Annotated in this window: 16 protein-coding genes; 9 read left to right on the forward strand and 7 right to left on the reverse strand. The window is 70.3% G+C overall.

What is annotated here, in order from left to right; translation table 11 throughout:
* Nucleotides 1-94: 94 nt before the first annotated feature.
* On the reverse strand, nucleotides 95-1207 hold the full coding sequence (locus ACFY0U_RS04335) for an ROK family protein (protein ID WP_388629914.1): 1113 nt from the start codon (nucleotides 1205-1207) through the stop codon (nucleotides 95-97).
* 56 nt (nucleotides 1208-1263) lie between these two features.
* Between ACFY0U_RS04335 and ACFY0U_RS04340 the strand changes: the two genes are divergently transcribed.
* Together ACFY0U_RS04340 and ACFY0U_RS04345 are read left to right on the forward strand one after the other, a co-directional pair.
* The gene (locus ACFY0U_RS04340) at nucleotides 1264-2358 is read left to right on the forward strand and encodes a Gfo/Idh/MocA family oxidoreductase (RefSeq protein ID WP_388629917.1); all 1095 of its coding nucleotides are present in this window, start codon (nucleotides 1264-1266) and stop codon (nucleotides 2356-2358) included.
* Nucleotides 2355-2864, forward strand: coding sequence for a heme-degrading domain-containing protein (locus ACFY0U_RS04345; RefSeq protein ID WP_388629919.1), 510 nt, complete (start codon nucleotides 2355-2357; stop codon nucleotides 2862-2864). The genes ACFY0U_RS04340 and ACFY0U_RS04345 overlap by 4 nt, the downstream gene beginning before the upstream one ends.
* 82 nt (nucleotides 2865-2946) lie before the next feature.
* On the opposite strand, the gene ACFY0U_RS04350 is transcribed toward ACFY0U_RS04345, so the two are convergent.
* The 4 genes from ACFY0U_RS04350 to ACFY0U_RS04365 all read right to left on the reverse strand — a co-directional run bounded on the left by ACFY0U_RS04350 (nucleotide 2947) and on the right by ACFY0U_RS04365 (nucleotide 5707).
* The gene (locus ACFY0U_RS04350) at nucleotides 2947-3804 is read right to left on the reverse strand and encodes a fumarylacetoacetate hydrolase family protein (RefSeq protein ID WP_388629922.1); all 858 of its coding nucleotides are present in this window, start codon (nucleotides 3802-3804) and stop codon (nucleotides 2947-2949) included.
* A 189-nt stretch (nucleotides 3805-3993) separates the two neighbouring features.
* Entirely contained in the window at nucleotides 3994-4692 is a 699-nt protein-coding gene (locus ACFY0U_RS04355; protein ID WP_388629924.1) for a YidC/Oxa1 family membrane protein insertase, read from the reverse strand.
* 117 nt (nucleotides 4693-4809) lie between these two features.
* On the reverse strand, nucleotides 4810-5112 hold the full coding sequence (locus ACFY0U_RS04360) for a DUF6412 domain-containing protein (RefSeq protein ID WP_388629926.1): 303 nt from the start codon (nucleotides 5110-5112) through the stop codon (nucleotides 4810-4812).
* Nucleotides 5113-5179: 67 nt separating this feature from the next.
* Complete coding sequence (locus ACFY0U_RS04365) at nucleotides 5180-5707, reverse strand: winged helix-turn-helix transcriptional regulator (protein ID WP_388629929.1); 528 nt, start codon at nucleotides 5705-5707, stop codon at nucleotides 5180-5182.
* Nucleotides 5708-5776: 69 nt separating this feature from the next.
* Between ACFY0U_RS04365 and ACFY0U_RS04370 the strand changes: the two genes are divergently transcribed.
* Nucleotides 5777-7219: an MFS transporter gene (locus ACFY0U_RS04370; RefSeq protein ID WP_388629931.1), complete on the forward strand. Its 1443-nt coding sequence runs from the start codon at nucleotides 5777-5779 to the stop codon at nucleotides 7217-7219.
* A 220-nt stretch (nucleotides 7220-7439) separates the two neighbouring features.
* Nucleotides 7440-7742 carry a hypothetical protein gene (locus ACFY0U_RS04375; protein WP_388629934.1) on the forward strand — a complete coding sequence of 101 codons (303 nt, stop codon included), beginning with the start codon at nucleotides 7440-7442 and terminating at the stop codon, nucleotides 7740-7742.
* 15 nt (nucleotides 7743-7757) lie between these two features.
* On the opposite strand, the gene ACFY0U_RS04380 is transcribed toward ACFY0U_RS04375, so the two are convergent.
* A complete protein-coding gene (locus tag ACFY0U_RS04380) occupies nucleotides 7758-8534 on the reverse strand; it encodes a class E sortase (protein WP_388629936.1) in 777 nt (258 codons plus the stop codon).
* A 379-nt stretch (nucleotides 8535-8913) separates the two neighbouring features.
* Between ACFY0U_RS04380 and ACFY0U_RS04385 the strand changes: the two genes are divergently transcribed.
* Complete coding sequence (locus ACFY0U_RS04385; RefSeq protein WP_388629938.1) at nucleotides 8914-10386, forward strand: beta-1,6-galactanase; 1473 nt, start codon at nucleotides 8914-8916, stop codon at nucleotides 10384-10386.
* A gap of 54 nt (nucleotides 10387-10440) precedes the next feature.
* Here the strand turns inward: ACFY0U_RS04385 and ACFY0U_RS04390 are convergent, their stop codons facing one another.
* Complete coding sequence (locus ACFY0U_RS04390; RefSeq protein ID WP_388629941.1) at nucleotides 10441-11223, reverse strand: hypothetical protein; 783 nt, start codon at nucleotides 11221-11223, stop codon at nucleotides 10441-10443.
* Nucleotides 11224-11372: 149 nt separating this feature from the next.
* On the opposite strand from ACFY0U_RS04390, the gene ACFY0U_RS04395 reads away from it, so the two are divergent.
* From ACFY0U_RS04395 to ACFY0U_RS04410, 4 genes are all read left to right on the forward strand, one after another.
* On the forward strand, nucleotides 11373-12389 hold the full coding sequence (locus tag ACFY0U_RS04395; RefSeq protein ID WP_388629944.1) for an SEC-C domain-containing protein: 1017 nt from the start codon (nucleotides 11373-11375) through the stop codon (nucleotides 12387-12389).
* A gap of 21 nt (nucleotides 12390-12410) precedes the next feature.
* Nucleotides 12411-12833 carry a DUF3592 domain-containing protein gene (locus tag ACFY0U_RS04400; protein WP_388629947.1) on the forward strand — a complete coding sequence of 141 codons (423 nt, stop codon included), beginning with the start codon at nucleotides 12411-12413 and terminating at the stop codon, nucleotides 12831-12833.
* 355 nt (nucleotides 12834-13188) lie between these two features.
* Nucleotides 13189-14742, forward strand: a complete 1554-nt coding sequence (locus ACFY0U_RS04405; RefSeq protein ID WP_388629950.1) for an ATP-binding protein — start codon at nucleotides 13189-13191, stop codon at nucleotides 14740-14742.
* Between the two features lie 52 nt (nucleotides 14743-14794).
* Complete coding sequence (locus tag ACFY0U_RS04410; RefSeq protein WP_388629952.1) at nucleotides 14795-17734, forward strand: Z1 domain-containing protein; 2940 nt, start codon at nucleotides 14795-14797, stop codon at nucleotides 17732-17734.
* Nucleotides 17735-17775: the final 41 nt, after the last annotated feature.

The raw sequence follows: 17775 nt of genomic DNA on the forward strand, positions 1-17775 counted from the left end.
CGTTGCGCACTACTCGTCGTCGGGGGTCGGGGCCGCACCGGGGGGTGTCCCCTGCTCGCCGTTGCGCCGGTGCGGGTCTCGTCCCGCCTGGGCGTCAGCCGTCGGAACGGCCGAACAGTGGTGCGAGCAGGAGTTGGGCGGCGCCCTCCGCTACTCCCCGGGGGCCGCCGTCGGCCAGTCTTACGGGTACGGCGTCCGCGGTCCGTGCGCGTTCGGCCAGTGCTGCTCGCACTCCTCGTACGAATGCCTGCGGTGCTGCGGTGATCGTGCGGCCGCCCAGGAGTACTACGTCTATGTCGAGCAGGCCGACCAGGTTCGCGGCGCCCGCGCCCAGTACGCGGGCCGCTGTCTGCGTGTCTCCCTGTGCCACCGCTGCCAGGCACAGGGCCTCGATGCAGCCGCGGTTTCCGCAGGGGCAGGGGGGGCCGTCGAGTTGGATGACCTGGTGGCCGAACTCGCCGGCCCCCGTGCGGGCTCCGCGGTGAACCTTGCCGCCGATCACCAGGCCGGCGCCCAGGCCCGTGCCGAGGTGCAGGTAGGCGAAGTCGTCGGCCTCGTCTCCTACGGCCAGGCCCAGGGCTGCCGCGTTGGTGTCCTTGTCCACGACGACCGGCATGCCGAGGCGGTGTGCCAGTGCGTCGCGGAGGGGGAAGCCGTCCCATTCGGGGAAGCCGGTGACGCGGTGCAGGACGCCCCGTCCGTGGTCCAGCGGGCCCGGCAGGGCCACTCCCAGGCCGAGTACGGACGTCGGCCGGAGCTCCGAGAGCAGCGCCTCGGCCAGGACTGCCACCCCCTCCACCACGGCGTCGGCCCCGGACCCCAGGTCCATCGCGACGCACCGCTCCCCCACCACGGTCCCGTCCAGGTCGACCAGCACCGCCCGCAGCTCGTCCCGGTCCAGGTGCGCTCCCAGTGCGTGGCCGGCCTCCGGGACCAGTCGCAGTACCGTCCGGGGCTTGCCGCCCGTGGAGGCCCGGTGGCCCGCCTCCGTCGCGAGGTCCTCCTCGCGGAGCCGGGCGGTGATCTTGCTGACGGCCTGGGGGGTGAGGCCGGTGCGGTCGGCGAGTTCCAGGCGGCTGATGCCCCCGGCTCCGGCGGTGCGCAGCAGGTCCAGCACCAGGGCGGTGTTGTGGCTGCGCAGCCCGAGCAGGTTCACTCCGGCCGTCACCGGGCGCCCGCCGCCCGCCGGCTTCTTCGTCCTGTCCACGCCACCATTCTCCCTACCGCTTGCACTTTGGCAACAGCGTTGCCAAAGTGGGAGGCATGACTGGTACGACTGGTACGGCTGGTACCCCCCTCCGCGTGGGCCTCATCGGCTACGGCCTCGCGGGCTCCGTCTTCCACGCCCCGCTGATCGCCGCGACCGAGGGCCTCGTCCTCGACACGGTGGTCACCTCGAACCCCGAGCGCCAGGAGCAGGCCCGCGCCGCGTTCCCGGACGTACGCGTCGCCGCCACGTCCGACGAGCTGTTCGCACAGCGGGGCGGCGAGCTCGATCTCATCGTCATCGCCTCGCCCAACAAGACGCACGTCGCGCTCGCCACCACCGCCCTCGAGGCCGGTCTCCCGGTCGTGGTCGACAAGCCCGTCGCCGGCACGGCGGCCGAGGCGCGGGGTCTGGCCGCTCTCGCCGAGGAGCGGGGGCTGTTTCTGTCCGTGTTCCAGAACCGGCGGTGGGACAACGACTTCCTGACGCTCCGCAAGCTGCTCACCGAGGGTGAACTGGGCGACGTATGGCGCTTCGAGTCCCGCTTCGAGCGGTGGCGGCCGCAGCCCAAGGGCGGGTGGCGGGAGTCCGGTGACCCGGCAGAGATCGGAGGTCTGCTGTACGACCTCGGCAGCCATCTCGTGGACCAGGCCCTCGTTCTCTTCGGGCCCGTCACCTCCGTGTACGCCGAGTCCGACATTCGGCGGTCGGGCGCTTCCGTCGACGACGACACATTCATCGCCCTCACCCATGAGAGCGGGGTGCGGACCCAGCTCTACGCCACCGCCACCACCGCCCAACTCGGGCCCCGCTTCCGGGTGCTGGGCTCGCGGGCCGGCTATGTGAAGTACGGTCTCGATCCCCAGGAGGCCGCCCTCAAGGACGGCGAGCGGCCGGCCGAGGACAAGGACTGGGGGCTGGAGCCCGAGTCGCTGTGGGGGCGGGTCGGTGCCGGGGAGTCCCCGCTGACCGGTGGCGGTCGGCCCGAACCGACCCTCGCCGGCGACTACCCCGCTTACTATGCGGCCGTGGCGAAAGCCCTGCTCGACGGCGGTCCCAACCCGGTGACCGCACTGGAGGCGGCCGCCGCCCTCGACGTGCTCGAGGCGGCCCGCCGTTCGGCCCACGACGGAGTGGTGGTGAAGCTGTGACGCACAGTGGTGAATTGACTCCGAAGTTCCACCCTGAACTGACCCCGCCGCTGGAGGAGTTGGAGGCCCAGGAACGGCGCCTGGTCTTCAGCCGGTTCACGAACGACGACGCGTGGGCGCTGGGCTCCCTGCTGGTGGAGCTGGCCCGTGAGCGCCAGGCCCCCGTCGCCATCGACATCCACCGCGCCGGCCAGCAGCTCTTCCACGCCGCCCTTCCCGGCTCCGCCCCGGACAACGACGCCTGGATCAACCGCAAGCGGCGGGTCGTCGAGCGCTACGGGTCGGCCTCGTATCTGGTGGGCGCCCGGTTCCGCGCCAAGGGGACCACTTTCGAGGAGAGTTCACGCCTGGACCCCGATGAGTACGCGGCCCACGGCGGCTCGTTCCCGATCACCGTGGAGGGTGTCGGAGTCGTGGGCTCGGTGACGGTGAGCGGTCTGCCCCAGCTCCAGGACCACAAGTTCGTGGTGGAGGCGCTGGAGGAGTTCTTGCAGAAGAACGTATAGCCGACCCGCCTGAGGGGCGCGGGGAACTGCGCGACCAGCCACAACCGGCCCGCAGATGCGTACGTCGCGCAGTCCCCACCCCTCAGGCGCTCTTGAACTCCTGACGCTGACGCCCGAGCCCCTCGATCTCCAGCTCCACCACATCCCCGGCCCGCAGGAACGGCTTCGGCTCCGGCTGCCCCAGCGCCACGCCCGCCGGCGTCCCCGTGTTGATCACATCGCCGGGGTACAGCGTCATGAACTGGCTGACGTACCGCACCACTTCCGCCACCGGGAAGATCTGCTCGGCCGTCGTCCCGTCCTGCTTCAGCTCCCCGTTGACCCAGAGCTTCAGGGACAGGTTCTGCGGGTCCGGCACCTCGTCCGCCGTCACCAGCCACGGGCCCAGCGGGTTGAACGTCTCGCAGTTCTTGCCCTTGTCCCAGGTCCCGCCCCGCTCGATCTGGAACTCCCGCTCGGACACGTCGTGCGCCACCGCGTACCCGGCGACATGCGCGAGCGCCGCCTCGTGGGAGTCGAGGTAGCGGGCCGTACGTCCGATGACCACGGCCAGCTCGACCTCCCAGTCGGTCTTCTCGGACTTGCGGGGCACGAGGACGGTGTCGTGCGGGCCCACGACCGTGTCCGCGGCCTTGAAGAAGATGACGGGCTCGGCGGGCGGCTCGGCGCCGGTCTCGCGGGCGTGGTCGTGGTAGTTCAGGCCGATGCAGACGATCTTGCCGATCCGGGCGAGCGGCGGTCCGACGCGCAGCCCGGTGGCGTCCAGCGCGGGCAGTTCGCCGGCCTCCGCGGCCGTACGGATCCGCCCGAGCGCCGCGTCGTCGGCGAGCAGCGCTCCGTCGATGTCCGGGACGAGACCGCTCAGGTCCCGCAGCGTCCCCTCGGCGTCGAGCAGCGCGGGTGTCTCCGCTCCCGCCGTACCGACTCGCAGCAGCTTCATGATCACAATCTCCCTCGATCGCGGGGCGTCGTCCCATGGGTGCAGCCATCGGATGACTGGTCGATCCTCCAAGGTCGACGTCCAGTCCGCAATACCCGGTTCACGGACTGGACCGAGGGTCCCGGGGCTTCGGGACTTCGGGACTTCAGGGCTTCGGGGCCTCGGGGCCTCAAACGGCCTCAGGCCGTCTCAGCGGTAGAGCGCCGCCCGTTCCACCGCGCTCCACGTCGTACTGGTGACGACGTACAGCGCGGCCGCCAGCGGCACCACGGCCACGGTGAAGAGCGTGAAGAAGGACATGAACGGCATGACCTTGCTCATCGCCCCCATCCCGGGCACCGGCTGGCCGTCCATCACCGGCACGGCCGGATTCGCGGCCATCATCCGCTTCGTACGGCGGAAGTTGAAGGCGGCCACACAGGCGACCAGGGCGAACAGTCCGACGTAGACCAGTCCCGCTCCCCCGAACACCCCGTCGCCACTGAGCGCGTCCGCCCAGTGGTCGCCGAGGGGCGCGGCGAAGAGCTGGTGGGTCAGGAGCGGGTTGGTCGTGTTCGAGAACAGGTGGTAGAGGAGGAAGAACGCGGGCAGCTGGCACAGGCTCGGCAGGCAGCCGGACAGCGGGGAGACCTTCTCCTCGGCGTGCAGTGCCAGTACGGCCTTCTGGAGCTTCTCGGGGTTCTTCGCGTGCTTCTTGCGCAACTCGGCGATCTTCGGCTGGAGCTCGGTGCGGGCCTTCTGCCCGCGCGCCGCCGCGCGGGACAGGGGGTGCACGAGGAGGCGTACGAGCGCGGTGAACAGGACGATCGCGCCGGCCGCGGCGGATGCGCCGAGCAGCGGCTGGAGGAGGTCGGCGAGATGTTCGACCAGGGTGGCGAAGACGGACATGGGTGAGCCCTCCGGGGGTCTCGTCAGTGCCGGGTGTGAGAACAGGCGGCATGACGACCCGCGTGGGGCGCACAGTCGTGCGTCAGGAAAAGGAGGCAGGTGGAGAAGCAGGTGCCCCTACGCGGTGGTCGCCAGGAGGGCGTGTCCGGGCGCGCGGGGCCTGGTGCGGCCCCTGGCATCGGGGTCGCGTTGCGGCAGGAAGGCCGTACGGCGGGCGCGGTCGCGGATGGCCGTACGGACCCGGGTGGGCGGTACGGCGGGTGCGCAGCGCGCGACGAGCAGGGAGCAGGCGGCGAAGGCGGAGCCGGCCGCGGCGGTCGCCGCGAGGGCGACGGTGGCGGAGAGGCTGCCGGTGTCGAGGAGTGCGACCTGGAGGAACAGGAGCAGCAGGGGTACGGCGGGGCGTGAGCCGCGGATCATCGGCCACCCCTCCCCTCGCTCACCGGATCGCTCGCCGGACGGCGTACGTCATTCGTACTTGTGTCGGTTATACCTGATCGGTCACTACCGGCTCCAGCAGCCGCTTGGGCTTCAGCAGCGCCCGGCTGACCGGATCCACCGGGTCCGGATCCAGTCCGGGGCCCGGCGTCATGAGGACGTCGGCGGGCGGTACGACGGTTGCGCAGGCGGGGCACTCGCCGTACGAGCCGAGTTCGGTGCCGCACTCCGCGTGCCGGAAGGCGCGCAGCACCGTCTTGTCGTAGTGCTCGCGGCCCCACCGCCCCAGTGAGCGCACCACGGGCCACAGCTCGATGCCGCGGTCGGTCAGGACGTACTCGTCGCGCGGCGGCGACTCCTGGTACCGGCGCTTCTCCAGGACGCCCTCCTCGGTGAGCATCTGGAGGCGGGCGGCGAGGACGGCGCGGGGGATGCCGAGGTGGCCGAGGAAGTCGTTGTAGCGCCGTACGCCGTAGAGCGCGTCGCGGACGACGAGCAGCGTCCAGCGCTCGCCGACGATCTCCAGCGCGCGGGCCATCGAACACTGCTGTGTCACGTAGTCCTTGCCCAGTGCCATGCCGTCCACCTCAGTCACTTTGCGAGCGGATGGTTCATTGACCGAACCTTCCCTGTTACGGTACTCCGCATGACAAGGTTCAGTGAACGAACCCTCACCGAGGCACCGACTCCGGCGCCCCTCGCACCCGCCGGGCCCACCCTCGCCCTGACCAGCGCCGCCACCGCCGTGGCCCTGATGACGTACACCGCGCCGATGGTCACGCTCCCCGACATCGCCGCCGCCCTGCACACCCCGCTCTCCGCCCAGGCCTGGCTCCTGAACGGCACCCCGCTCGGTCTCGCCGCCCTCCTCCTGGTCGCCGGCAGCCTCGCCGACGACTACGGGCGCCGCCGGGTCTTCGTCGCCGGCACCCTCGCGCTCGGGCTCACCACGGTCCTCGGCGCCTTCGCCTCCACGACCTTGCTCTTCACCCTGGCCCGCATCGCCCAGGGCGCGGCCAGCGCGGCCCTCCTCGCGAGCAGCCTCGGCCTGATCGCCCACGCCTTCCCGACACCGGCCGGACGGCTGCGCGCGACCGGGGTGTGGGGCGCGTTCGTGAGCGGCGGGATCGCGGTGGGGCCTCTCGTGACCGGCGCGATGCCGAGTTGGCGGTTGTCGTACGTCGTGCTCGGCGCCGCCGCCGTGGTCGTGGGGGTCTTGTCGGCGCGCGCGTTGCCGCGTTCCGACGGCGGGAGGGCGACGGCGGGCCCCGCCGCGGAGGCGCCTTCGAACGACCACGCGTCCCGCGCCCCACGCGGTCCCCGCCCCGACCTCGGCGGCGCCGTGACCTTCGGGCTGGCCCTGGTCGCCCTGGTCGCCGCCCTGACGCTGGGCCGGGACGGGTGGCTGCGGGCCCCGGTGGGGCTGCTGCTGCTCGCCTCGCTGGTACTGCTGGCCCTCTTCGTCGTGGTCGAGCGGCGCGCGACCGCCCCGATGATCGACCTGGGTCTCCTGCGCCGCCCCGGTTTCCTCGCCTCCTCCGCGGGCGGGCTCTTCACCGGGCTCGCGGTGATCGGCCTGTTCAGCTTTCTGCCGGCCCTGCTCCAGCAGACGATGGGGCTGTCGCCGATGGACACGGCCTGGCTGTTCCTCCTCTGGTCCGGCCTCTCCTTCGCGGTGGCCCTCCAGGCACGCCGGCTCTCCGGCCGGATACCCCCGCGTCTGCAACTCGCCCTCGGCTTCCTGCTCCACGCGGCCGGCGTCCTGACCATGCTGGGCTCCCTCGACTCGGGCTCCTGGACCCGCCTGCTCCCCGGACTGGTCGTGGCGGGGGTGGGCAGCGGTCTGCTGAACGCCGCGCTGCCGCTGCTCGCCGTCGAGTCGGTACCGGCTCGGCGGGCGGCGATGGGGTCGGGGGCACAGCAGACCCTCCGGTACATCGGGTCGTGCGCGGGGGTCGCCCTGACGATCGCCCTCGCGACGTCTTCGGGCGGGGATCTGGCTCGGGGGGCGGATGTCGCGATGGTGGTGTCGGCGGGGTTGGGTGTGGCGGCGGGGGTTTTGGTGGGGGTGCTGCGGGAGCGGGGGTGAAGGGGGAGGGGTGGGGTGGCCGGGATCGGGGCTGGGACGGGGTTGGGCCGCGCTCGGCTGGGTTCGGCTCGGTCGGCCAGGTTGGTCGGGCTCGGCTCAGTCGGCTGGGTTCGGCTCAGCTCGTCTGGGCGGGCACGGCACGGCAGGGTTGGCCTCGGCACGCCACGGCTGGGCTGACTCGGCACAGCGGGGCCGGGCTCGGCTGGTGGACGTCGACTCGATGGGACTGACCCGCGTCGCCGTGGACGCCTTGTCCGGTCCCCAGGTCACCCTCGACGGCATCCGGCTGATCGGCCGGCCGCCGTCGGAGCTCGCGGCCGAGCTCAGCGCCTGCCTGGAGAAGACCGACAGGGACATCGGGATCACCACCGAGGGCGATGTCGGCGCGCACGAGCTGGGGATGATCCCTCGTGCGCAGCGCGCCGGGGATGTCCTGCTCACGCGGGTGGTCTTCGGAAGGCCCAACGACTGGGCCCACACCCTGTACGACTGCGTACCGGCCGAGGAGTGGCACGTGCGCTGAGGGGCGGCACGTGCGTCAACGGGGGCGCATCGAGACCAGTTTGCCCCAGACCACCAGGCGGTACCGGGACGTGTACTCCGGGGTGCAGGTGGTCAGGGTGATGAAGTAGCCGGGCGCGGTGTAGCCGCGGGTGGGGTGGACCGTCGAGCTCGGGATCTTCCGGAGCACTCCCGAGTCGCGGGCCGAGGTCTGGGCGAGGGTCCTGTCGACGGCGTACGTGTAGACGGCGTCCCTGGTCTCGACCTGGAGGGTGTCCTTGGGCGCGAGCCGGTTGATGTACCGGAAGGGCTCGCCGTGGGTGTTGCGGTGCCCGGCGAGGGCGAAGTTGCCTGCCTGGCCCGGCTGTTGGGTGCCGGAGTAGTGGCCGGCGTAGCCCTTGTCGAGGACGCCCTGCTTGCCGACGCCCTCGGCGACGGGGACGCGCAGGCCCAGGCGGGGGATGGTGAGGATGGCGTAGGCCTGGGACCAACTGGGCTGCCGGGAGCGGGTGGTGGACCGCTGCGGCTGCCCGGGGGCGGGGTCGGTGGTCGCGGTGCCGGTGCTCTGGGTATCGGTGCCCTGGGGGCTGGGGGCGAGGGCCGGCTCCTGCTCGGTGTCCCACTCGCGCTCCAGCGCCTCGACCTTCCGCTCGGCGCCCCGCAGCGCCTCCCGGTTGGTCCACCACAGCTGATGGACGACGAGCAGCAGGAGTACGACCCCTACGGTGACGAGGAGTTCGCCGCCGGTCCACAGCACGCGCCGGCGACGGGCCCGCCGACGCCGGGTGTCGTGCCCCACGACGGGAACCCGCATGCCGTACACCGCCCTCCGCCCGTGCACGCCGTCTCCACCGGGCCCGCACGATAAGCGCTGCCACCTCAAGTGACCAGCCCGGCCGCCGTATCGCTTCCGACCGCCGGTATCCGTCACCTCTCGCTGTCCAGCACCGCTCGGCGCCCATCGCCTCTCGGCGCCCCGCCCCCACTAACCGCTACCCCTTCGGATAACCGTTGGAAAAATAGAAACCCGGATAGAAAGAAAGCGCTGTCACACATCTCGACAACCCCATGCACCACACCTGATGCTTCGTGATGGCACGCGGGGGGCGCGATGGGCGAGCCACTACGTCGTCAGCCCGGCCATCTGTTCAGGGACAGGAGCCGAGCCCCACGGAGAGGCAGAGAAGACAGCCATGATCCGACGCAGAACGCTGCTGACAGCCGCAGGAGGCACCCTCCTCGGCAGCGCCCTGGCGACCGGCACCGCACGCGCGGACGCCACGATCGCCGTCAACCCCGGCACTTCGTACGGCACTTGGGAGGGCTGGGGCACCTCGCTGGCCTGGTGGGCGAACGTGTTCGGCGCCCGGGACGACTTCGCCGACCTCTTCTTCACCACCAAGTCGACGACCTACAACGGCACTTCGCTCCCCGGTCTCGGTATGAACATCGCCCGCTACAACCTGGGCGCGTGCAGCTGGAACTCGGTCGGCGGCGAGTCGATGGTGGCCTCCCCCAACATCCCCGCGTTCAAGCAGATCGAGGGCTACTGGCAGGACTGGAACAACGAGAACCCCACGTCCTCCGCCTGGGACTGGACCGCCGACGCCACCCAGCGCGCGATGCTGACGAAGGCGGTGGCACGCGGCGCGACGACGGAGCTGTTCGCCAACTCCCCGATGTGGTGGATGTGTTCCAACCACAACCCCTCCGGCGCCTCGGGCGGCGGCAACAACCTCCAGACCTGGAACTACCGCCAGCACGCCTCCCACCTCGCCGCCGTCGCCCTCTACGCCAAGAACAACTGGGGCGTGAACTTCGCGACGGTCGACCCCTTCAACGAGCCCTCGTCGTCCTGGTGGACCGCCACCGGCACCCAGGAGGGCTGCCACATGGACTCGGCGGTCCAGTCGGCCGTACTGCCGTACATGCGCAGCGAGTTGAACAGCCGCGGGCTGTCGGGCGTGAAGATCTCCGCCTCGGACGAGACGAGCTACGACCTCGCCCGCACCACCTGGAACTCCTTCAGCTCCACGACGAAGGGGTACGTCGACCAGGTCAACGTGCACGGCTACCAGGGCTCGGCCGGCCGCAGGGACCTGCTCTACACGGACGTGGTCACCACGGCCGGCAAGAAGCTGTGGAACTCGGAGACCGGCGACGGCGACGGCACCGGCTACACCATGGCCTTCAACCTCCTCTACGACTTCCGCTGGCTGCACCCGACGGCCTGGGTCTACTGGCAGGTCATGGACCCGACCGCGGGCTGGGGCGTGATCAAGTACGACGCGAGCACCTTGCAGGCCGGCGCGATCGAGACGAAGTACTACGTGCTGGCCCAGTTCAGCCGCCACATCCGCCCCGGCATGCGCATCCTGGACACCGGCGTGAGCTATGCGACGGCGGCCTACGACGCAACGGCGAGGCGGCTGGTCATCGTGGCCCTGAACACCTCGACCTCGGCCCAGACCCTGACCTTCGACCTGTCGCGCTTCACGACGGTGACGGGCGGGACGGGCGGCCTGGTCCCCCGCTGGAACACGGTGACGACGGGCGGGGACGCCTACCGGTCGTACTCGGACAGGTTTCTGAGCGGGAAGTCGGTGGCGGTGCCGTTCGCGGCGAAGGCGGTGCAGACGATTCAGATCGACGGGGTGACGATCTGAGGGAGTGAGCTGGGGCGAATCGCTGGGGCGGTTCGCTGGGACGGGGCCGGCCGATCAGGCCGGTTCCGTCGGCTCCGCCTGGGAGGGCGAGCGGTCGCGGGCCGCGGTCCGGCGCACGTGCTGGTGGAGCCGCCAGGCCGTGACCGCGACGATCGGTACGACGACGGCGGGCACGATCCAGGACGGAACGCCGATCCACACGGCCGGCAGCCCCACGCCGGCACAGGCGGCCGTCACGACGATCAACAGGGTCTTCCCCAACGGCCGCCAGGTGAACGGCTCGCGACCGAGGGGCCGGGCGATCCGTACCGCGCCGAACCCGAGCCCCAGCGCCGCGAGGAGCCCCAGGAAGGTGCCGAGGGCGTACGTCATCTGGGGCTCGTCGCGAGGCGCGTCGGAGGTGTTCTGCCGTAGCTCCCCCTTGCCTACGGTCATGACGTCGCCGCGCCAGACGGTGCCGGTGATCCGGTCGCCCGGCGCGAGCCGCTCCAGGACGGGGTCCGGGTCGCCGAAGGACACGGTTCCGCTCCAGACAGGGGTGCCGTCCAGGGTCGCGGTGTAGCCGCCGCTCCTCTTGCCCGGCTCGTTCCTGGTGCGCTCGACGGTGAAGGCGACCGTGAGGAGACAGTCCGCCCCCTTCCCCACCGTCGAAGGATCCGGGCACGGCTCGGCGGCCCGGTACTCCCGATACCGCTCGACGTCGTGGGGCAGCCAGGCGGAGAACACGAGCCAGCAGCTCACGGCCGGGACGAGGGAGAGCAGGACGAGCAGGACGCCCACGAGTCGCACCCGTATCGAGGACCGCGGCTCCGTCCCTGTCGTCCCGGTCACCGTCATCACGCGCCCCCGTATCGCCGTGCCGTGGTGTCGCCGTCGCCCCCTATGGTCACCCACCCGGCGGCCACGAACCCGGGCCGGAGCCTCGCCGGGTGTCCTGGCCTGCGTATATCTCTCCTCATTGGGCCATCGGCAGTACGGTGTCCCCCATGCGCCCCGACACGCCTGCCGAGAACGTCGACCACACCGCCGAAGCGGCACGCCTGGAGCGAACCGCCGGCCTGTATCCCGAGGACGCCGAGGCCCTGCTGTTGCAGGCCGCGGCCCACCTGGAACTGGCCGGCGACCGCCCCGCGGCGACCGCCCTCTACGACAGCCTGCTGGCATCGCAGACCGGCCTGGAGAACCCCTTCCTGGTACGGGCCCTCAAGGCGTCGAACCTCTGGGAGTACGGCCATGAGGCAGAGGCCCGCGCCATCATCGAGGGGGTCCGGGCGGCGGCACCACGGGACCCGGCGCCGTGGGTGATCGTGGCGGAGGCCCTGGAGGCCCACGACGAGCTGGAGGCGGCCCAGGAGACGTTCACCGAGGGCACCCGCCTGCTCCTGGCGGACGTGCAGGAGCCCCCGTACTCCACCCACCCGCTGCTGTTCGGCCGCCACCGGGTCCGCCGCATGCTGGGCTCGGTCCACGACGACTGGGACATGCTCGCGGACACCCTCCACACGTCCCCGGTCCCCCTGGACGAACTCCACGACCCCAAGCGCGTCTGGTCCCTCGGCTCGGACAACCCGGTGGAACTGGCGGCGGAGATCTCCCGCCTGAGGGCGGAGCTCGGCTCCTACCGCGAGGCCCTGTCCCGCCCCTTCCCGGTGGCGGTCCTGCACTGGCCGGCGGCCGAACTGACGGAACTGGTCACGGCGTACCCGACCCTCGCGGAGGACTACCCCTCCCACGAGGAGCACCTCGCGACGATAGAGGCCTCCCTGAGGGAACTGGCGGCGTCCGGAACGGGGAACCTCGGCATCGTCACGGGCACGGTCCCCTCCTACGAGGCCTTCGCCGCCTCGGAGGGTGCGTCACCGGGCGACGGGGCGCTGCTCCCGCAGTACGCGACGACCCTGGCGGCCCGAGGACGAGCGGTGGCTTGGCCTCCGCAGCGGGGCGCGGTTTGCTGGTGCGGGTCGGGGCGGGTCTACGGGGAGTGCCACGGCACACAGGCATAACCGATCCAGGGGGAACCGGACATGTCCCAGCCAGGCCTGACAGTCGCCCTACTCTTCGTCGCCCTCTGGCTGGGCACCGGCCTCGCCATCATCTACGCAGCCCTCCACAACCACCGAGGCCTCCGCCTCCTGGGCGTACGGGGCACCCGCACCAAGGGCGAGGTCGTCCGGGGCCCCCGCCGCGAGGGCCCCACGGTCCACCCCGCCCAGGTCCGCTACCAGGCGGGCCCATCGAACCAGACCTACCGCCGAGCCCCGCTCAACGCGGAGTACGTGCCCGAGCTGGAGGCCGGGCTGCCGGTGACGGTCCGGTACGACCCGGAGGATCCGCGGCGGATGGTGGTGGCGGGCACGGGGAAGACAGCCGGGCCTGTGTCCAGCCTGTGGGGCGGGGTGGGGTTGTGTCTGTTCGGGGTGGGGTTGGCGGTGTGGGCGTTGGTCTGACCCCGGACGTCACCCCCTGTAGACGGGCGGAGCATTGGTGTACGTGTGCCCTGTCGGGGCCGATGATGCCGACGGCAAAGGGGCTGCAGATTGTCCGGAGTCGTCTGCCCACCACGCTCCGGATGGCGATGATCGAACGGCCGCAGCTTCTGTCCCCTTCACCAGCAAAGCTGCTCGGCTCAACCACGACCACCTCCTGCCACGTCAAAGCACAGGACAGATAAGGGAATTATCGGCCTACTTCAACGTTCTACCTCCCTCTATGTCCCACCTTTGCAGTACGGTCACATTCACCGTCCATATCGAGGGGCCGACGTCTTCGGAGCGGTCCTGACCTGTGTATTTCGAGGAACCAATGCCTTACGAGCCCGGCACCGTCTGGCAGTACGACGTCCCCACCACCGGCAGCACGCATCTGCCGCCAGACGCCGGCTACGGCAGAGCACTCACCAATCAGGGTTACGGCTTCGAAGTCGCCGTGGCGGACCTGATCGACAACTCGATCGACGCGGGCGCGGACAAGGTCGTCGTGCACTTCCTGCGGGACGCCGAGCGCATCCTCACCCTGCTGATCATCGACAACGGCAAGGGCATGGACGAGACCGGCCTGGACGACGCGATGACGGTCGGCAGGCGCCGCACCTACGGTGACCACGCCCTCGGCATGTACGGCACCGGCCTGAAGGCCGCGTCGCTCTCGCACGCTTCGTCCCTCACCGTGGTCAGCCGCACGAAGCGCAGTCGCGCCGCGGGCCGCCGCCTGACCGCGGAGGGGATCGAGGACAGCTTCCGCTGCGACACGGTCGACCCTCGCTACGCCCAGGATCTCGTCGACCGGTACGACGGCATCATCGAGTGGCACGGCACGGTCGTACGGTGGGACCAGGTACGCGCCTTCGAAACCGTGACGCCGGGTCAGAGCGACCAGTACCTGTCGCAAGCGATCTCCCGCCTGGAAACCCACCTCGGCCTCTACCTCCACCGCTTCCTGCAACGCGGCCTCCAACTGGACATCGCGGTGTGGGACGTGAGCAGCAGCGCGGACGAGCTCGGCGAAGAGGTGGACCACATCGCCGTAGAAGCGCTGGATCCCTTCGGCTACAAGGTGCCCGGAAGGAAGGGGTATCCGCGACAGTTCACCGCGCCCGTGGAGGGCATCGGGGACATGCGTCTGACCGCCCACATCTGGCCCGCCAAGTCGAAGCAGGCAGGCTTCCGGCAGATCGGCGCGCTCGCGGAACGTCAGGGCTTCTACTTCTACCGGAACGACCGCCTTGTCCAGGCGGGAGGCTGGAACGGTCTGCGCAACCCCGAAGGACACCACGTGTTGGCCCGGGTAGCCGTGGATCTCCCCACGCACGCGAACAGCGTCCTCAGCCTCGACGTGAAGAAGGAAAAGGTCACGGTCACTCCGGCTTTCACCCTCGGCGTGGACAAGGCGGTGGACTCCGGGGGCAACACCTTCCACCAGTACCTCGGTGACGCCGAGGCCGCCTATCGGGACGGTTCAAGGCGCACGGAGATCGTCCGCAAGCCGGTCACCCCTCCCGGCAAGGGAATCGATCCGAAGATCAAGCGGGTCATCAAGGAGGAACTGCCGGAGAAGGGAGGCGAGGAGCCGATCACGTTCACCTGGGCAGCGCTTCCCCGCGATCGCTTCTTCGACCTCGACCGCGAGAACAACACCGTCATCCTCAACAAGGATTTCCGCGAGGACTTCAACGACGGGAGACGCGGCGGCGCAAACGACGCTCCGGTCTCGAAAACCCTGCTGTACCTGCTCCTTGAGGACTGCTTCGGGCTCGGCCGCTGGGAGCGAAGCCGCCAGGACCGCGTGGACTACTGGAACACCATCCTTGTGGCTGCTGCGGAAGCGCACCGCATACGGCGCACACAGGCGTTCTCCTGACCGCCGTACGGCTCCCTGACTCCCTCCCCGCACCGCTGATTGAGGCCCGCACATGAGCTACACCCCGGCCGACGTTCTCCTGGACATCCATGCTTCCGCTCTCGCGGGCATGGCCGGCAGCCCCAAGCATTTCGAACGCTGGGCCGCGCTGGCCGCCGACGAGGACCATCCCGACGCCGATCTCAGCGAAGAACGCTTCCACGAGAGTCTGGTCGGCGCGGACGAGGCACTCATCGCCGTGTGGAGCCGCCACCTCACCGCATGGGACTTCGCGGAAGAACCTCAGTGGGCACTCGGCACGTCCGCCCGCACCGACGAACGACGGACGGTCGTCTACGACCGGCTGCGCTTCGGCAGCGACCTGCGGAAGGCGCTGGACAACGCCGTCCCCGTGGCAAAGCTCCCCGGCCCCACCGTGATCACCCGTGAGTTCACCCCCTGGTACACCCCGGAGCGCACGGCTGCCCGCTCCTTCTACTGGAAGTCGTACGAGGGGAAGCTGCGCGCCAAGGGCTGGTCCGACGCGGCGATAGCCGGCCTGGACGAGGCGAGCCGAGCGGTCGTCGAACGCCTCACCGACCCCGAGCAGCCCGCCGCCCGGCAGGCGAAGGGCCTGGTCGTGGGCTACGTCCAGTCGGGCAAGACAGCGAACTTCACCGGAGTCACCGCCAAGGCCATCGACGCCGGCTACCGCCTGGTCATCGTCCTCGGCGGAACCCTGAACCTCCTTCGCGCGCAGACCCAGCGCCGCCTGGACATGGAGCTGATCGGCCAGGAGAACATCCTGCGCGGCGCCGACATCGAAGACCTGGACTCCCTCGTCGGCATCGACTACGTCAGCGACGACGACGCCGACTGGCCCGACTTCGTCCAGCACGGCGGGCGCCCCTCCACGCTGGGCGCCTTCGACATCGAGCGCCTGACGACCCGGGACGACGACTACAAGGGCCTCGCCCAGGGCATCCGGGCCCTGGAATTCGAGAAGCGCGAACCGACCCGCCCCCTGCACGACCCGGCGAACCTCCACCACGCCGCGGCCCGCGTTCTGGTGGTGAAGAAGAACAAGTCCGTCCTCACCAAACTCGTCAAGGACCTCAAGCAGATCCACGGCCTGCTCGGAGAGCTCCCGGCCCTGATCATCGACGACGAGTCCGATCAGGCTTCCGTGAACACGCTGGATCCGAAGAAGTGGGAAGCCGGCAAGACCGACCGTACCGCGATCAACGGGCTGATCTCCCAGCTTCTGGGGCTGCTGCCGCGGGCGCAGTATGTGGGGTATACGGCGACTCCGTTCGCCAATGTCTTCGTCGATCCCGGTGACGAAGAGGACATCTTCCCCCGCGACTTCCTCATCTCGCTTCCCCGTCCGACCGGTTACATGGGCGTCCAGGACTTTCACGACCTGGACGAGGCCGGGCCGGGGCAGGCCGAGACGACTCACGTCCGCGGCATCCACGACTCCACCGGCGACCGGCTCCAGGAGGCCTTGGACGCCTTCGTGCTCACCGGTGCCCTCAAGTTGTACCGAATCGCAAACGGCCTCCCCGAGAGACCGTTCCGCCACCACACCATGTTGGTGCACGAGTCGGTCAGGATGGCCGAGCACGCCGTGCTCGCCCAGCGCATCAGCACCATGTGGCACAACGCGGCGTACCAGCGGGCGGAGGGCCACACTCGCCTCGCTTCTCTCTTGGAGAGAGATTTCCACAAGTACGCGGACGACGCTCTGCCCATCCCGGAGACATACACGGACCTCAAGCCGTACATCTCCCGCGCCCACCAGCTCATCGCCAAGGGCGGCACGCCGGTCATCGTCGTCAACGGCGACAGCGAACGCGACTACAACCAACCCGACCTCGACTTCGACCGCACCCCGCACGTCTGGAAGATCCTCGTCGGCGGCACAAAGCTCTCCCGCGGCTTCACGGTCGAGGGCCTGACGATCACGTATTACCGCCGTACGACCCAACAGGCGGACACGCTGATGCAGATGGGCCGCTGGTTCGGCTTCCGGCACGGGTACCGGGATCTCGTACGTCTGTACATCGGACGTGAGGAAACGCTCGGCCGCGGCCGCAACGCCAAGACGGTCGACCTGTACGAGGCCTTCGAGGCCATCTGCCGCGACGAGGAGCTCTTCCGCGAGGAGCTGGCCCGGTACGCACCCCTGGTGGACGGCCGCCCCCAGGTGACGCCCGCGCAGATCCCGCCGCTGGTGGCGCAGCATCTGTCGTGGGTGAAGCCGTCGGCGCGGAACAAGATGTTCAACGCGGAGCTGGTGGAGGTCCGGTCGCCCGGAACATGGGTGGAACCCACGGCCTACCCCGAGAACCCGGCGGAACTGGTCCACAACACGGAGGTCTGGGAGCCGGTGCTGGCCGCGCTGGGGGACACCCCGGTTCGACTGGCCGTCGGGAGCGAGGCCGGTTACGAGGCAAGGGTGGGGACCGTCTCCCACGAGACGCTGATGCAAGCGCTGTGCGACCTGCGCTGGTCCGTCCCGAGTCAGTTCTCGCCGCACCTCGAATTCCTGTTGCGAGCGGGACAGCGACCGGCGACGATCGACGACTGGTTCGTGATCACGCCTCTGCAGACCGCCGCCGGTCGCCGCGAGGCCCGCATCCTGGGACAGGGCCTGTTCACCCCGGCCCGACGGACGCGTCGTCGCGCTCCGCTGTTCGGCGCGATCAGCGAGCCGAAGCATCGCGCCGCCGCACTGCGGATCGCGGGCGCCGTCACCACGGCCGGGAGCGTGGCGGTCGAGGAGAACGTCCGTCCCCGTCGGGGCGCCCTGGTGCTCTACCCGGTGGTGGAGTCCGAGCTCCGGCTCACCGCCGACGGGTCGGTGGATCCGCGCGACCTCGTCATGGCCTTCTCCTTCGTGGCCCCGAAGTCGTCGGTGGGACCGGGCAGCCCGCTGGTCCGGTTCCGCGCGATCGACTCGGGCCGGCAGGATGCGATCGTCATCGATCGAGACTACGTACGTCCCTGAGGCGCGACAGCATTGAGCAACCTGACACCTTCTTCGCCCGG

The sequence above is a fragment of the Streptomyces sp. NPDC001536 genome (genome assembly GCF_042894505.1).
In the GTDB taxonomy this organism is placed as follows: Bacteria; Actinomycetota; Actinomycetes; order Streptomycetales; family Streptomycetaceae; genus Streptomyces.